At 62.4% G+C, this 13,711-nt stretch carries 14 protein-coding genes; 1 reads left to right on the top strand and 13 read right to left on the bottom strand.

Annotated features, from left to right (window positions below):
* Nucleotides 1-42 precede the first annotated feature (42 nt).
* Nucleotides 43-453 (bottom strand): VOC family protein, encoded by a 411-nt coding sequence (locus ACFQ6H_RS04765; RefSeq protein WP_209909792.1) that lies wholly within the window; start codon nt 451-453, stop codon nt 43-45.
* A 5-nt stretch (nt 454-458) separates the two neighbouring features.
* The gene (locus tag ACFQ6H_RS04760) at nt 459-908 is read right to left on the bottom strand and encodes a helix-turn-helix transcriptional regulator (protein WP_378644326.1); all 450 of its coding nucleotides are present in this window, start codon (nt 906-908) and stop codon (nt 459-461) included.
* 113 nt (nt 909-1,021) lie between these two features.
* On the opposite strand from ACFQ6H_RS04760, the gene ACFQ6H_RS04755 reads away from it, so the two are divergent.
* Nucleotides 1,022-2,980 carry a M13 family metallopeptidase gene (locus ACFQ6H_RS04755; protein WP_378644323.1) on the top strand — a complete coding sequence of 653 codons (1,959 nt, stop codon included), beginning with the start codon at nt 1,022-1,024 and terminating at the stop codon, nt 2,978-2,980.
* 68 nt (nt 2,981-3,048) lie between these two features.
* Here the strand turns inward: ACFQ6H_RS04755 and ACFQ6H_RS04750 are convergent, their stop codons facing one another.
* From ACFQ6H_RS04750 to ACFQ6H_RS04700, 11 genes are all read right to left on the bottom strand, one after another.
* Nucleotides 3,049-3,375, bottom strand: a complete 327-nt coding sequence (locus ACFQ6H_RS04750; RefSeq protein WP_029256194.1) for a YnfA family protein — start codon at nt 3,373-3,375, stop codon at nt 3,049-3,051.
* 16 nt (nt 3,376-3,391) lie between these two features.
* Nucleotides 3,392-4,477 carry an ABC transporter ATP-binding protein gene (locus ACFQ6H_RS04745; RefSeq protein WP_378542689.1) on the bottom strand — a complete coding sequence of 362 codons (1,086 nt, stop codon included), beginning with the start codon at nt 4,475-4,477 and terminating at the stop codon, nt 3,392-3,394.
* A gap of 15 nt (nt 4,478-4,492) precedes the next feature.
* Nucleotides 4,493-5,824: an ABC transporter substrate-binding protein gene (locus tag ACFQ6H_RS04740; RefSeq protein ID WP_283302725.1), complete on the bottom strand. Its 1,332-nt coding sequence runs from the start codon at nt 5,822-5,824 to the stop codon at nt 4,493-4,495.
* Between the two features lie 37 nt (nt 5,825-5,861).
* A complete protein-coding gene (locus ACFQ6H_RS04735) occupies nt 5,862-6,764 on the bottom strand; it encodes a carbohydrate ABC transporter permease (protein WP_378531745.1) in 903 nt (300 codons plus the stop codon).
* Nucleotides 6,761-7,735: a carbohydrate ABC transporter permease gene (locus ACFQ6H_RS04730; RefSeq protein ID WP_378446692.1), complete on the bottom strand. Its 975-nt coding sequence runs from the start codon at nt 7,733-7,735 to the stop codon at nt 6,761-6,763. Before ACFQ6H_RS04730 ends, ACFQ6H_RS04735 begins: the two co-directional genes overlap by 4 nt.
* A gap of 74 nt (nt 7,736-7,809) precedes the next feature.
* Entirely contained in the window at nt 7,810-8,733 is a 924-nt protein-coding gene (locus ACFQ6H_RS04725; protein ID WP_378644321.1) for an Ig-like domain-containing protein, read from the bottom strand.
* 216 nt (nt 8,734-8,949) lie between these two features.
* Nucleotides 8,950-10,632 carry an FAD-dependent oxidoreductase gene (locus tag ACFQ6H_RS04720; RefSeq protein ID WP_378531743.1) on the bottom strand — a complete coding sequence of 561 codons (1,683 nt, stop codon included), beginning with the start codon at nt 10,630-10,632 and terminating at the stop codon, nt 8,950-8,952.
* Between the two features lie 81 nt (nt 10,633-10,713).
* Entirely contained in the window at nt 10,714-11,595 is an 882-nt protein-coding gene (locus ACFQ6H_RS04715) for a hypothetical protein (RefSeq protein WP_378644318.1), read from the bottom strand.
* Between the two features lie 10 nt (nt 11,596-11,605).
* Nucleotides 11,606-11,824 carry a dodecin gene (locus tag ACFQ6H_RS04710; protein ID WP_003939815.1) on the bottom strand — a complete coding sequence of 73 codons (219 nt, stop codon included), beginning with the start codon at nt 11,822-11,824 and terminating at the stop codon, nt 11,606-11,608.
* A 15-nt stretch (nt 11,825-11,839) separates the two neighbouring features.
* On the bottom strand, nt 11,840-13,051 hold the full coding sequence (locus ACFQ6H_RS04705; protein WP_378644315.1) for a serine hydrolase domain-containing protein: 1,212 nt from the start codon (nt 13,049-13,051) through the stop codon (nt 11,840-11,842).
* A 108-nt stretch (nt 13,052-13,159) separates the two neighbouring features.
* Nucleotides 13,160-13,675 carry a DUF6764 family protein gene (locus tag ACFQ6H_RS04700; protein WP_378644312.1) on the bottom strand — a complete coding sequence of 172 codons (516 nt, stop codon included), beginning with the start codon at nt 13,673-13,675 and terminating at the stop codon, nt 13,160-13,162.
* Between the last annotated feature and the right edge of the window lie 36 nt (nt 13,676-13,711).

The following is a 13,711-nucleotide window of genomic DNA, read 5'->3' as shown; positions in this document are numbered from 1 at the left end:
TCTGTCAGTCGATCGCCGACGGTCTCAGCGCAGTTGACGGTCTCAGCGCAGTTCTTGAATACGGATCAGGTTTCCCGCTGGGTCGCGGACGGCGCAATCTCGAACACCGTAGGGCTGCTCCGTCGGTTCCTGCACGACGTCGATATCGCCGGCCTGAAGCCGCTCGAACGTATCGTCCAGATCTTTCGTGGCCAGGAGAAGTCCGCCGTAGGTGCCCTTGGCCATCATCTCGATGATGGTGCGGCGCTCCTCGTCGGTGATGCCGGGATCGACGGCCGGCGGATGCAACACGATGGAGGTGCCGGGCTGGCCGGGCGGCCCCACGGTGATCCAACGCATCCCGTCGTAACCGACGTCGTTGCGAACCTCGAAGCCGAGCGTGTCGCGATAGAAGTTCAGGGCGGCATCGGGGTCGTCCTGCGGAAGGAAACTCGAGTGAATGGTGATGTCCATGGCGATCACGTTAATTGCGGTTGTGGGGTCTGCGCTTCTCGATTCCTGATCGGTTTGGTGACTTGTTTCGACACACAGGACGGCATTCCGGCCGTCGACTGCTCGGCCTCGCGCCGATAGACACTGGGCGGAACCCCCACCAATTCGGTGAACTTACTGCTGAAAGTGCCGAGAGAGCTGCAACCGACCTCGAAGCAGACGTCCGTGACACTGAGGTCTCCGCGTCGCAGCAACGCCATCGCTCGCTCGATTCGCCTGGTCATCAAGTAGGCGTACGGAGGTTCGCCGTACGCCTGGCGGAATTGACGACTGAGATGCCCCGCCGACATGTTCACTCCCCGCGCGAGCGCCTCCACGTCCAGGGGCCGTGCGTACTCGCGGTCGATACGGTCACGAACGCGTCGTAATCGCGCGAGGTCCTGCAGGTGCGGATCTGCGGCAGGTCTGCTGGTCACGTAATCGATCGTGCCACGCCATACCGACGTTGCCCAGCGCAATAGTTGAACTGGGGCTCGGAGCGATCACGCACACACCGAGCAGTTCGTCATGATCGTGTAAGGATGGAGAAATGACCACGGCTCATCGCTCAGGCATCGACCTCACCCACCTCGACGGCGACACACGGGCGCAGGACGATCTGTTCGTCCACGTCAACGGAAAATGGCTCGCCGAATACGAGATTCCGGCAGACCGCGCCGTCGACGGGGCGTTCCGCACGCTCTACGACAAGGCCGAAGAAGACGTACAGACCATCATCACCGAAGCCGCGGAGTCCAACGCCGCCGCCGGTACCGACGCGCAGCGCATCGGTGACCTGTACTCGAGCTTCATGGACGCCGACGCTGTGGAAGCTGCAGGCCTCAGCCCCATCGACGACGAGCTGGACGCCGTCGCCGATGCGCCGGACCGGTCGTCGCTCGCCACCGTGATCGGACGCCACCAGCGCGTCGGCGTCGGCGGTGCCATCTCTCACTACGTCGACACCGACGCAAAGAACTCCGAGCGATACCTGATTCACTTCAGCCAGTCGGGCATCAGCCTGCCCGACGAGTCGTACTACCGTGAGGACAATTACGCGGAAATCCGCGAGAAGTACGTCGCGCACATCGACAAGATGTTCACCCTCGCCGGAGTCGGGTACGACGCACAGCGTGTGTTCGAACTCGAGAAGAAGATCGCGGCCGGGCACTGGGACGTCGTCAAGCGTCGTGACGCAGATCTGAGCTACAACCTCATGGGCTTCGAGGAACTGACCGAGCAGAACCCCGGGTTGGACTGGGCGGCGTGGTTGTCGGGTCTCGGCGCCGATTCGGAGAAGTTCGCCGAGATCGTCGTCCGTCAGCCGGACTTCCTGCACACCTTCACCGCTCTGTGGGCGTCGGAGTCACTCGACGACTGGAAGGCGTGGGCGGCGTGGAAGGTGCTTCATGCCCGCTCCCCTTACCTGCATTCGGCCCTGGTCGACGAAACCTTTGCGTTCTACGGCACCACGCTGTCCGGGACCGAAGAAAACCGTGAGCGCTGGAAGCGCGGGGTCAGCCTGGTTCAGGATCTGCTCGGAGAGGCCGTCGGCAAGCTCTACGTCGATCGGCACTTCCCCGCCGAGGCCAAGACCCGGATGCTGGAACTGGTCGCAAACCTGCAGGAGGCGTACCGCCGCAACATCTCCGATCTCGAGTGGATGAGCCCGCAGACGCGTGAGGCCGCATTGGCCAAGCTCGAGAAGTTCACTCCGAAGATCGGTTACCCCGACAAGTGGCGGGACTATGCCGGTCTCGAGATCTCGGCTACCGACCTGGTGGGCAACTACCGTCGTGGATACGCCGCCGAGTACGACCGTGACCTGGCCAAGTTGGGCGGCCCCGTCGACCGTGACGAGTGGTTCATGACCCCGCAGACCGTCAACGCCTACTACAACCCAGGCATGAACGAAATCGTGTTCCCCGCAGCCATTCTCCAGCCGCCGTTCTTCGACGCGGCAGCCGACGACGCTGCCAACTACGGCGGCATCGGCGCAGTCATCGGACACGAGATCGGTCACGGCTTCGACGATCAGGGCGCGAAGTACGACGGCGACGGCAACATGGTCGACTGGTGGACCGACGAGGATCGCAGCGAATTCGGCAAGCGCACAAAGGCTCTCATCGAGCAGTACAACGAATTCGAGCCGAAGGAACTGCCAGGCCACCACGTCAACGGCGAGTTCACGATCGGCGAGAACATCGGCGACCTCGGCGGACTGTCGATCGCGATCGCGGCGTACAAGATCGCAACCGAAGGCACCGAACCGCCGGTCATCGACGGACTCACCGGCTTGCAGCGCGTGTTCTTCGGGTGGGCGCAGGTGTGGCGCACGAAGGCCCGGGAGGCCGAAGCGCTTCGCCGCCTGGCCGTCGACCCGCACTCGCCGCCGGAGTTCCGGTGCAACGGCGTCGTCCGCAACCTCGACACGTTCCACGAGGAGTTCGACGTCAAGCCCGGTGACGCACTGTATTTGGAGCCGGAGAAGCGTGTGAAGATCTGGTAAGTGGCGCAAGCCCCTGTGCGCGCTTAAGGACCCCCTGGACTCCCTGAGCGCGCACGGGGCCGAAGGCCCTACCGGGCGTACATGATCACCCCGACACCGACCAGACAGATCAGCGCACCGACGATGTCGAAGCGATCCGGGCGAAATCCGTCCATCACCACCGCCCAGAGCAACGACCCCGCAACGAAGATGCCGCCGTACGCGGCGAGGATACGGCCGAAGTTGGCATCCGGTTGCATGGTCGCGACCAGGCCGTAGAGGCCGAGCGAGATGACGCCCAGCCCTACCCAGATCCAACCCTTGTGCTCGCGAATTCCCTGCCACACCAACCACGCGCCCCCAATTTCGAGCAGCGCGGCGAGAACGAACAACAGCAGCGAACGTGCGACGGTCATGCCGCACACAGTATCGCTACAGACGGACCCCGGTCTCCGCGGAGAAGAAGTACACCTCACCCGCTTTGGGCAGCAGGTGAAGCGACTCCCCTGGCGTCACGGACATCTTCCGGTCGACGCGGATGACAATCCGTCCGGATCGACTCTGCCACTGGCAATCCGGCGACCCCTTCGCGTACACGAACGATTCGGCGCCCAACTCTTCGAGCAGGTCGGCATCCACGGCCAGCGAGCCCCTTCGCCACGCTCCCACCAGATCCCACGACTCCGGGCGAACTCCCACGACGACCCGTTCCCGCTCGGACGCCCCGGTGGGCAGCGGTATCCGTAGATCACCGACCACTGCGACGGTGCCCTCGACCGGCGCTTCGATCAAGTTCATGCCCGGCGACCCGATGAAGGCGGCCACAAAAGTGTTGACGGGATTGTCGTAAAGTTCGCGCGGCTTCGCCACCTGCTGCAAGCGACCGTCCAGCATGACCGCCACCCGGTCTCCCATCGTCATCGCTTCCACCTGATCGTGGGTGACGTAGACCGTTGTGGTGCCGAGCCGACGTTGCAGGGCGGCGATCTGTGACCGCGTACTGACGCGCAGTTTGGCATCCAGATTGCTGAGCGGCTCATCCATGCAGAACACCTTGGGATGGCGAACGATGGCTCTGCCCATGGCAACTCGCTGACGTTGCCCGCCCGACAGCTTTGCCGGCTTACGCCCGAGCAAGGGTTCGAGTTCGAGCATCCGCGCGGCCTCGAGTACCCGCTCCCGGCGCTCCGTCTTTCCCACTCCGGCGTTCTGGAGCGCGAAGCCCATGTTCTGTTCGACGGTCATGTTCGGGTACAGCGCGTAACTCTGAAACACCATGGCGACGTCACGTGCTCGCGGAGCGAGGTGCGTGACGTCCGTGCCGCCGATCTCGATCCGGCCGTCCGACGCGGATTCGAGACCGGCGAGCATTCGCAGGCTGGTGGACTTACCGCAACCGGAAGGTCCTACGAGTACCAGGAACTCACCATCGGCGATGTCGAGGTCGAGACGGTCGACTGCCGGTCGATCGGTTCCTTCGTAGCGGTGCGTTACTCCCGCGAATTGCACGTTTGCCATGAGTGTTCTCTCCTACTACTTCGGCAGCTTGGGGGTGATCTGCCGGTCGATGATCTGCTGCAACTGCGTCGCGACGCCGGCGAATGTCGATGCGACGTCGGCCTTCTGGAGAGCGATCTGCTCGAGTCCGGTACCGATGATCTGATCTCCACCCGGCACGAACACGCGTGCGTAGTCCTGCGAGCGCGTGCGCGCAAGCTGATCCACTGCGGTTCGGGAGTTGGGGTTCGCGTCGAGGAACGCCTTCATGCTCGGCTCCGACGTTGCCGACTTGCGGACCGGCATGTAGCCGACGTTCTGCGAGAAGTATGCCGTGTTCTCACCATTGGTGATGAAGTCGATGAACTTGAGCGCGTTCTTCTTCCGCTGATCGGAGATCTTGGACGGGATCGCGAGCCCGGCACCGCCGGTGGGGCAACCGGGAGTTCCGTCCACCGCGGGGAGGAAAGCGGTACCGAAGTCGAAGTTCGCAGTCTTCTTGATGCCGGACAGATCGCCCGTCGACGCGATGGTCGACGCCAGAATGCCGGTACCGAATTCGTTTGCGATGTCGGTGGAGACCGCGGCGTACTTCTTGTCGTGAATCATGCTGGAGAGGAACTGCCCTGCGGCAATGGTCTTCTCGTTGTCGAGTTGCAGATTCCACTGGTCGGAGTACGAGCCGCCGAACGTCCAGATGGGGCCTTCGTAGGTCCAGCCGAGGTAATCCTTCGCGTTGCCCCACCCGTGTGCCAACTTGCCATTGCCCACGACCTTCTGCAGCTCAGGTCCCCACTCGTCGAACTCCTGCCACGTCGCGGGCCCACGGTCGGGAAGGCCGGCCTGCGACCAGACCGCCTTGTTGTAGTAGAACAACGGCGTCGACCGAGCGTAGGGAAGCGCATAGTGCTTACCCTGGAAAAGGTAGTCGGCGAGCAGCGAATCGACGTAGTCGGCCGAGTCGACGCCCACCTCGGAGAAGAGTCCGTCGAGCGGCTCGATTGCCCCGGCCAGTGCATAGTTGAACCACCAGACATCCGACAGCACAACCACATCGGGAACATCTCCGCCGGAGAGTGCAGCGTTGAACTTCTGTGCCACCTCTTCGTAGTTCTTGCCACCGTCCACCAAGTTGACCTTCAGGTCCGGGTACTTGGTCTGGAAGCGGTTGATCAGTTCCTTCTCCACGTCGGTGGACTTGCCCGGGTGGTTCGACCAGAAGGTGATGGTGTTGGAATCACCCGCTGCACCGGATGTTCCCGCAGCATCAGCGCTCGACCCGCCGGAACCCGCGCACGCGGTCAGTGCGGCGCCGGCGGCGATTGCTCCGCCGAGGCTCAAGAAACCACGCCTGTTCATGTTTGCCATTACTGCTCCTCGAAAAAGAAATGTGACGGGAAAGCTGTCAGCCCTTGACCGCACCGGAGGTGAGGCCCTTGATCATGTGTCGTTGCAGCAGAAGGAAAATCACCAGGATCGGTAGCATCGTCAGCACCGTTCCTGCCATGACCGGACCCCAGTTGGTGAGTCCGTCGTTGTTCTGCAGTTGGGTCAATCCGATCGGCAGCGGCGCTACCGAGGAATCGTCGGACATGAGGAACGGCCACAGGTACTCGTTCCATTCGTTCACCACCGTGATGATGCCGAACGCCACCATCGTCGGCCCCGACACGGGAAGCACCACGCGCCAGAGCAGTCGCCAGTGGCCGGCGCCGTCCATCCGCGCCGCCTCGATGATCTCCGAAGGGATCGAGAGGAAATGGTTGCGCATGAGGAACGTACCGAAGGCTACACCCGCGAGCGGAACTATGATGCCCTGGAACGTGTTACGCCATCCCCACTCTGCCACGAGCGCGTAGTTCGAGATCACGGTGATCTGGTTCGGAACCATCAACGCTGCGATGATGCCGAGAAAGACGAAGTTTTTCCCCGGGAAGCGCAGGAACACCAATCCGTAGGCACTGAGAGTCCCCAGAACGAACTTCGCCGCGGACAGAATCGTCGTGATCACTATCGAGTTTCGCAGAAACATCCAAAACGGAACCGATGTTGTTGCTTCGGAATAGTTTTCGGGATGCAACGACGACGGCCACCACGTTGCCGGCTGGGTGTAGATCTCCGGTCGCTCCTTGAACGAGGTCATCACGATCCAGTACAGCGGCAGGACGATGATGACCAAGGCGATCACCATTGCCGCGTAGCCGAGGATCTTGACGCCGACCTCACGCCGATCCACGTTCCTGCGGTCCGGGCCCGGCCGGACGACGGAAGTCGGAGCAGCGCTTTTCTTTTCCTCTACCGCTGTCATTTCTCTTCTCCCCGATCCATGGCACGAACCTGGTAGACGGTGATGATCAGCAGGATCAAGAACATGATGGTGGCAACCGTCGCGCCGTAGCCCGCCCGGAAGTTTCGGAACGTCTCGTTGTAAACCTGGTAGACCATCGTCGTCGTCCCCGTCCCCAGCGGGCCACCTCGGGTCATGACGTTGATGATGTCGAAGACCTGGAGCGAGTTGAGCATGACGGTGATGGAGAGAAAGAACGTCGTCGGGCGCAACTGAGGCAGGAGCACGCGGCGGAACTTTGTCCACGGCTTGGCGCCGTCGATTTCGGCGGCTTCGTTCAACTCTTGCCGAACTCCCTGCAGCGCAGCGAGATAAATGACAAACGTGTACCCGAGGTTCTTCCACATGTACGTCACCGTCACCATGAACAGTGCCCAGTGGGGATCCTGATAGAAGTCGGGCGATTGGAGTCCGACACGGTGCAGGAGATCCTGGATCAATCCGAAGTTGGGGTCGAAGACGAACTGAAACGCCACACCGATCGCGGCACCGGAGATCACAAAGGGAGCGAAGATGGCCGATCGGACCAGGTTTCGCCCGACGAGCTTGCGATCGAGCAGCATGGCCAACGCCAAGCCGATGACCATCGAACCCACGACGGTGACCAACGTGAATACCACTGTGTTGGTGACGATCTGCCAGGTGTCGCTTCGTCCGAACCACTCGCGGTAGTTACTCAGACCGATGAACGTCGCCTTCGGGTCCGCAATGTTCCAGTCGAAGAACGAAAGTCGGATGTTGTCGACCAACGGACGATAGGTGAACAAGATCAGCAACGCGAGATTGGGACCTACCAAGAGCGCAAAGAGCGCGTAGTCACGCCATGGTCTGCCCCACAGACCTGGCTTGCCTGAAGTGGGCAGCGTTCTTTCCGGACTCGATCTCACTGAGGCAGTCTGACCGCCCGCAAAGAATGAATGGTGAACGTACAAGACACTCGAGCTGAACGCGACACGAAAAAGGCCCTGCGCGAATACTTCTCGCGCAGGGCCTTCGTCGACGAGGTCTAACGGTTCCAGTCACCCAATCCGTCGGCGCCGCTGAGGACTCCACCTGCGGTGTTCTGCACGATCACCGGGTCGCCCTTGCCTGCGTTCTCGAAGAACCACTTGGCGTTCTCGGTGCTGACATTGAGGCAGCCGTGGCTGACGTTGGTGAAACCTTGTTGCGCAACCGACCACGGAGCAGCATGGACGAAGATGCCACTGTAGGAAATTCGCGTCGCGTACTCGACGTAGGTGCGGTAGCCCTCCGGAGAATCGATCGGAACGCCGTACGTGGACGAATCCATGTACATGTCACGCAACTGCTCGCCGACGATGTACGTGCCGTTCGGTGTTTCGTGTCCCGGCTTGCCGAACGACGTCGGCATGGTGCGCACCACCTCACCGTTGCGGGTGACGGTGACCTGCTTCGTGTTGTCGTCCGCGACCGTGACGAGTGCGTCACCGATGTTGAACGTGGAGTGCGAATCACCGGCGTCGACGGTCACGGAGATGTTCGCCGGCCAGAACTGTGCCGGCTTCCAACGGACCTGACTGTTGTTGATCCAGTAGAAGTTGCCCTCGACCGGTGGATTGGTGGTCACGCGAATACCGCGTTCTGCCGTCGCACGGTCACCGACGGCCTCGTTGAAACGAATGATGATCGGCTGCGCGATGCCGACGGTCTCGCCCGCGGACGGGTTGAGCGACGGCGCGGAGAAGTTGGGTGCACCGATGGGCGCCTGAATCGGCGTACCCGGGATGCCCGGAACCGGAATTGCCGGGTCGAGGTACGGAACGCCGGGGATCACGGGCAACGGAATGTCGGGTCCACCGGGAAAGAGAGGAACAGCCGCGGAAGGTCCGGCGAGAGCGAGGCCGGCAGCCACCGCTCCGACGATTGCCACGGCAGCCCGCGACGTCCGACGACCCTGTTTGCTGCCCATGTCACTACCTTCGCTCGACTGACCACGTACTCACGTGGATCGTGCGCGGCCGGCATCGATACCCGCCTGGTACCGATGCCGATGCACCCTTCGGACGCACCCGCCGGGCGCACACCTACACACCCGAGCACGCCGAAGAGAGCAAACCGCACATTTCCATAGTCATTAACACACAAATGCGGCAATCGAGCAATTCGGATGTTCGCCCAACCGTTGCTATCCCTCGCTGCGGGCAGCGGCCAACATGGATTCGATGGAGATGAGTTTGGTTCGCGGGCGTCCGGCCGCGGCACCGGATGCGCGTTCTGCCTTGTCGATACGCTGCCAACCCTGATAGTCCACCTGATCCGGCGACCTGTCTGCCAGCAGAACCTGCAACTTGTCGGCATCCTCGGTGGGAGCGGCAAGGCGTCCACCTGCGAAGTCGTCGAAGATCATCGAAACGGTCTCCGCGGAGCAGTACTTATTGGTGCCGATCACGCCCGTCGGTCCGCGCTTGATCCAACCCGCGACGTAGACACCCGGGATCGGTGTGCCGGTCTCGGTGTCGATCACTCGGCCGTTCTCGTTGGGGATCACGCCGCGAGCGTCGTCGAAAGGCAAGTCGGCCATCGGCGTACCGCGGTATCCCACGGATCGAAGCACCAGCGAAGTGTCGATCGTCTCCTCGGTTTCGGTGGGTCGGGCGGAGAGTTGACCGGTCGGCGTTGCAACCAACTCGTTTCTCACGATGCGCACCTGAGAGACCGCGTCGTCACCGAGGATCTCGACGGGAGAGGTGAGGAACCGCAGAACAATCCTCTTGCGAGACGGATCGGCAGTACGTGAAGCAAATTCTTGCGCCTGCTTGACCTTGAACAACACGGACGGCTCGGCAGCATCACTGTCCACGAATGCCTGACTGGCCTCGTCGAGTTCGGCTTCGATCGGGTCGACCAACACGTCCACGTCCGCCATCTGTCCGAGTGCCAACAGTTCGGGGTTGGTGTACGCGGCCTGCGCCGGCCCGCGCCGTCCGAGAATGACGACCTCACGAATCTTGCTGTTGCGCAGCGCTTCCAATGCATGCTCGGCGAGGTCCGTTTTCGCAAGCTTGTCGGGGTCGGTCACCAGGATTCGCGCGACGTCGAGTGCGACGTTGCCGTTTCCGACGATCACTGCTCTCTCTCCGGACAGGTCGAAAGTTCGGTCGGCGTATCCAGGGTGGCCGTTGTACCAGGCGACGAACTCCGTGGCCGCGTGACTTCCCGGCAGATCCTCGCCCGGGATCTCGAGCTTGCGATCCCCGGCAGCGCCTACCGCGTAGATCACTGCGTGGTGATGGTCCAAGAGTTCCGAATGCGAGATGTGCGCGCCCACCTCGACGTTGAAGTGGCAGCGCACGGTCTTCTTCGCGACCACGGCACGGAACTGGTCGGTGACGCCTTTGGTTCCGGGATGATCCGGAGCCACACCGGCACGCACCAATCCGTAGGGAGTGGGAAGTCGATCGAACATGTCGACCTCGACGCGGGGCTTTCCGGTCAGTTCCATCGCCGCGTAGCAGGCGGCGGGGCCGGAACCGACGATCGCTACTTTCAACGTTCCCAGCTCAGGGTCGATCTTGGCCATCGTGATCGGCTCGGGCCAATCCGGGCCCATCGGATGCTTCTCGAAGTACGACGCGTTCATCTGCAGATACGGCGCGTCGTCCTCGTCGAGTTCGTTGTCCGGAAAAATTGCCTCAACAGGGCATTCGTCCACACACGCACCACAATCGATGCAGGTGTCCGGGTCGATGTAGAGCATTTCGGTGGTCGCGAACGGAGCTTCGTCCGGTGTCGGATGAATGCAATTGACCGGACACACGTCAACACACGAGGCGTCGTTGCAGCACGGCTGCGTGATCACATACGCCATGACATTCCCCTATCCCTGAAACACGAAGCTCGAACTGGTTCCCAGACTATAACGTGTTCCAATTTGGCGCGAGAATCGTTTTCAGATCACGCCATTGCGCTTCAGCAGCCACACCGCCTGCACGGTGGCGTGACCTCGCCATTCCAGTGCAGCGGCGGGCGAGTAGCTGTCGAAATCCACCGCCCATCCGCCGTCATCACGTTGTCGCGCAGCGAGCGCGGACAGTTCGGACTCGATCACCGATGCATCGAACAACGTGCGGGTCGGACCACCTGGAAGCGGTGAGAAATCGAGTGGCCGCATGAATTCACCCTCCGCTCCGCCGTCCACGCGAACCAAGCCGTCAGCTGGTATCCGCGAACCAAGAGCGGTCACCAATGACGACGCTTCGGGGTTGCCCCGGTGAACCGCGTCGAGAAACTGCAACGCAAAGGCCAACTCGAGGGCATGCAGAGACTCCGCCCCGTCGATCGAGTCGAGGCAATATCGAACGGCAGAGACGAACCACGGATGTTCGGCGACAGCCTCGTCGAATTCGGCGACGCTGGCCGCTGCAGCACACACGATGCTGGTGATCTGCAACGACGGCGCAGTCGGATCCGCGCTCACCCAGAAGGGCGCACAACCGGCCGGGTCGGCGATCGGGAAGGCGAACGGCAAACCGCCGCCGGCCAGCGAATTCGCCTGCAACCAATCGCACAGTTCGACGGCTCTGCGCGTCGGCGTTCCGATGTCGGCAAAAGCTTCGAAGGCATGCAGCGCTCCGCCAGGTTGGCTGGTTGCCGAGCGGAGATCAGGTTCGAGTCCCCAGCCGTACCCACCGTCCGGGTTGCGATAGCTGTCCACAGCCGCCAATGCCGCGGTCCGGTCACCCTGTCCGAGAATCAGATTCAGTCGATGCCGATCGAGCGTCCTGGCGTGTCCTGCCATGAACCCGACGGCCGCCGTGAGGTCAACGCTCAACAAGGACGGCTCAAGATTCGTCGCCGTCGAGTCGGAAGCCGACCTTCAACGTGACCTGGAAGTGCGCTACGGCGCCGTTCTCGATGTGCCCGCGGGTTTCCACCACTTCGAACCACTCGAGGTTGCGCACCGTCTCGTTCGCCCGGGCGATGGCGGTGCGAATTGCCGCGTCACTGCTCTCGGTGGACGAGCCGACGATCTCGGTCACCCGGTACACGTTGCTGCTCATGGCATTCCCTTCGTGTCAGATTCGACGAACCAACTCCTGCGCCTCGGCACCGAGCCTCGCAAGGCGAAGATCACCGAGAGCTGTCACAGCACTACCCAACCTGTTGGTGGTGAAACCGAGTGAGAGTCCGCTGGACAGGTCCGCGTACGCGCCCGAACCGCCGACTCCGTAGTGGCCTATCGCATTACGCGGCTGCCGACGCGCGGCGATGATCGGCGGGTGGTAACCGAGAGTCCAGTTGGGCCGCACCGCAAGGACGTAGTCACGATCGCGAGTCTGGATCGTCGACATCTGGTCGATGGTCGATTCCTTCAGGAACCGCTTCCCGTCGATCACGCCGCCGTTCGCGATGGCGCCGTACATCTTCGCGAGAGCACGTGCGCTGAACACTCCGTTCCAGCCCGGCATCACGGCGTCGTGGACAGCGGGGTTGCGCACCATGACGTCGAAACCGTCCGGCATCGCGGCCTCCGCAAGTCCGCGAGTCGGACCGACGTGTGAGAGCACGGTCGAAGCGAAGGCCCAGTTCAGGCCCGCAGGATTGATATGTGGGAACAGCTTCGCGATACGTGGACGCTCGGTTTCGGGTACGCGATACCAGAATTCGTCGACTCCGAGAGGCTTCGCAATTTCGGCCTGCACTACGTCGATGAACGACTGACCGGACACCCGGGCGACAAGTTCCGCCACCAACCAGCCATAGGTCACAGCGTGATAGCCAGGGCCTCGAAACCGACGCGGATCAGGCTTCTCGGCGGCCAAGGCAGCCACGACCGCGTCGTAGTCCATGAGGTCGAGTGGATGCGGCATGAGGCCGCGCACTCGATGAAGGCCCGCCCGATGCGACATCAGTTCGCGGACGGTGATCTTGTCCTTGCCTGCCGCCGCGAATTCGGGCCAGTACTGAGCAACCGGAGCGTCGTAGTCGATGAGTCCACGTTCGGCGAGCCGATGGACAACAGTGCTGGCGACGCCTTTGCCGGTCGAGAACGACAGCGACACCGTGTCGTGGTCCCAGCGCCGATCGCGATCGGCATTGCCTGCCCAGATATCGAGCACCTTCTCGCCGCCCAGGTACACGACGAGCGCGCCGCCGCCTTGTTGCGGTTGGCGGTACATCGCAAAGAAGCGGTCTGCCAAAGGAAGGAATCGCCGGTCCACGTACAGCTCGGTGCGCGAAGGCACCTCCACCCGGGCGAGCGAACCCCGTCGTGCATTGGGAGTCATCGCGTCCTCCGATCCCCACTGATCAAGTTGTCCGGTCACCCGATCGGTGACAGGAGCTTGACACCATTGTGACCACTGTCACGCACGAGGCTCAGGACCGGGGTGCCCTCACGGGGTGACCCAGGTCGAAATGCCGTCACTGAAACATCCCTGACCTGTGGCGATGTTGAAGACAAGGGTGGGGCCGCCCGAGCAGATTGCCCCGACGTCCGCGTCGCCCACCGCCGCTCTGCCGCCGGGGCCGCTGAGCACCACGGCAAAAGGTGAGGAGTCGGTGCGGCCGAGTGCCAGCGAACCCGGGCCGTACGCAACAGCGGCAAGTAGACCACCGCGCGACTCTGCCGCCGCAACTCCGCCGAAGAGTCCGACGCCCGCCGACCGGCCACCGTCTCGCGAATCCGCGACGCCGACGCCGTCGCCCTCCACGTGTGAAATCGCGTAGCTGGAGGGATCTGCCACCGCTCGGCACGCGGACGCCCCCTCGACGATCGTCTGATCTTGGCCGCGCGCCGAACAATCCAACGTCGCAGCTGAGGCTGTTCCACTACCGAATGACAATCCGAAGGCGGCAAGAATCATGCCGCCCGCCGCTATACCTACTGCTCGCGTTCTCCGGCGATCCATATCCAACCCCCACAGTGCATTCGACGTGACCGTGCA

It is taken from the genome of Rhodococcus sp. NPDC056506 (assembly GCF_042794945.1).
GTDB lineage: Bacteria > Actinomycetota > Actinomycetes > Mycobacteriales > Mycobacteriaceae > Rhodococcus_F.
The sequence above is the reverse complement of the archived record's forward strand: the minus strand, read 5'-3'. Positions and strand labels throughout refer to the sequence as shown.

Coding starts and splice junctions, on each gene's coding strand:
- ACFQ6H_RS04725 (WP_378644321.1), bottom strand. CDS start 8,733: ATGGGCAGCAAACAGGGTCGTCGGACGTCGCGGGCTGCCGTGGCAATC.
- ACFQ6H_RS04740 (WP_283302725.1), bottom strand. CDS start 5,824: ATGGCAAACATGAACAGGCGTGGTTTCTTGAGCCTCGGCGGAGCAATC.
- ACFQ6H_RS04755 (WP_378644323.1), top strand. CDS start 1,022: ATGACCACGGCTCATCGCTCAGGCATCGACCTCACCCACCTCGACGGC.
- ACFQ6H_RS04700 (WP_378644312.1), bottom strand. CDS start 13,675: ATGGATCGCCGGAGAACGCGAGCAGTAGGTATAGCGGCGGGCGGCATG.
- ACFQ6H_RS04745 (WP_378542689.1), bottom strand. CDS start 4,477: ATGGCAAACGTGCAATTCGCGGGAGTAACGCACCGCTACGAAGGAACC.
- ACFQ6H_RS04765 (WP_209909792.1), bottom strand. CDS start 453: ATGGACATCACCATTCACTCGAGTTTCCTTCCGCAGGACGACCCCGAT.
- ACFQ6H_RS04720 (WP_378531743.1), bottom strand. CDS start 10,632: ATGGCGTATGTGATCACGCAGCCGTGCTGCAACGACGCCTCGTGTGTT.
- ACFQ6H_RS04705 (WP_378644315.1), bottom strand. CDS start 13,051: ATGACTCCCAATGCACGACGGGGTTCGCTCGCCCGGGTGGAGGTGCCT.
- ACFQ6H_RS04750 (WP_029256194.1), bottom strand. CDS start 3,375: ATGACCGTCGCACGTTCGCTGCTGTTGTTCGTTCTCGCCGCGCTGCTC.
- ACFQ6H_RS04710 (WP_003939815.1), bottom strand. CDS start 11,824: ATGAGCAGCAACGTGTACCGGGTGACCGAGATCGTCGGCTCGTCCACC.
- ACFQ6H_RS04735 (WP_378531745.1), bottom strand. CDS start 6,764: ATGACAGCGGTAGAGGAAAAGAAAAGCGCTGCTCCGACTTCCGTCGTC.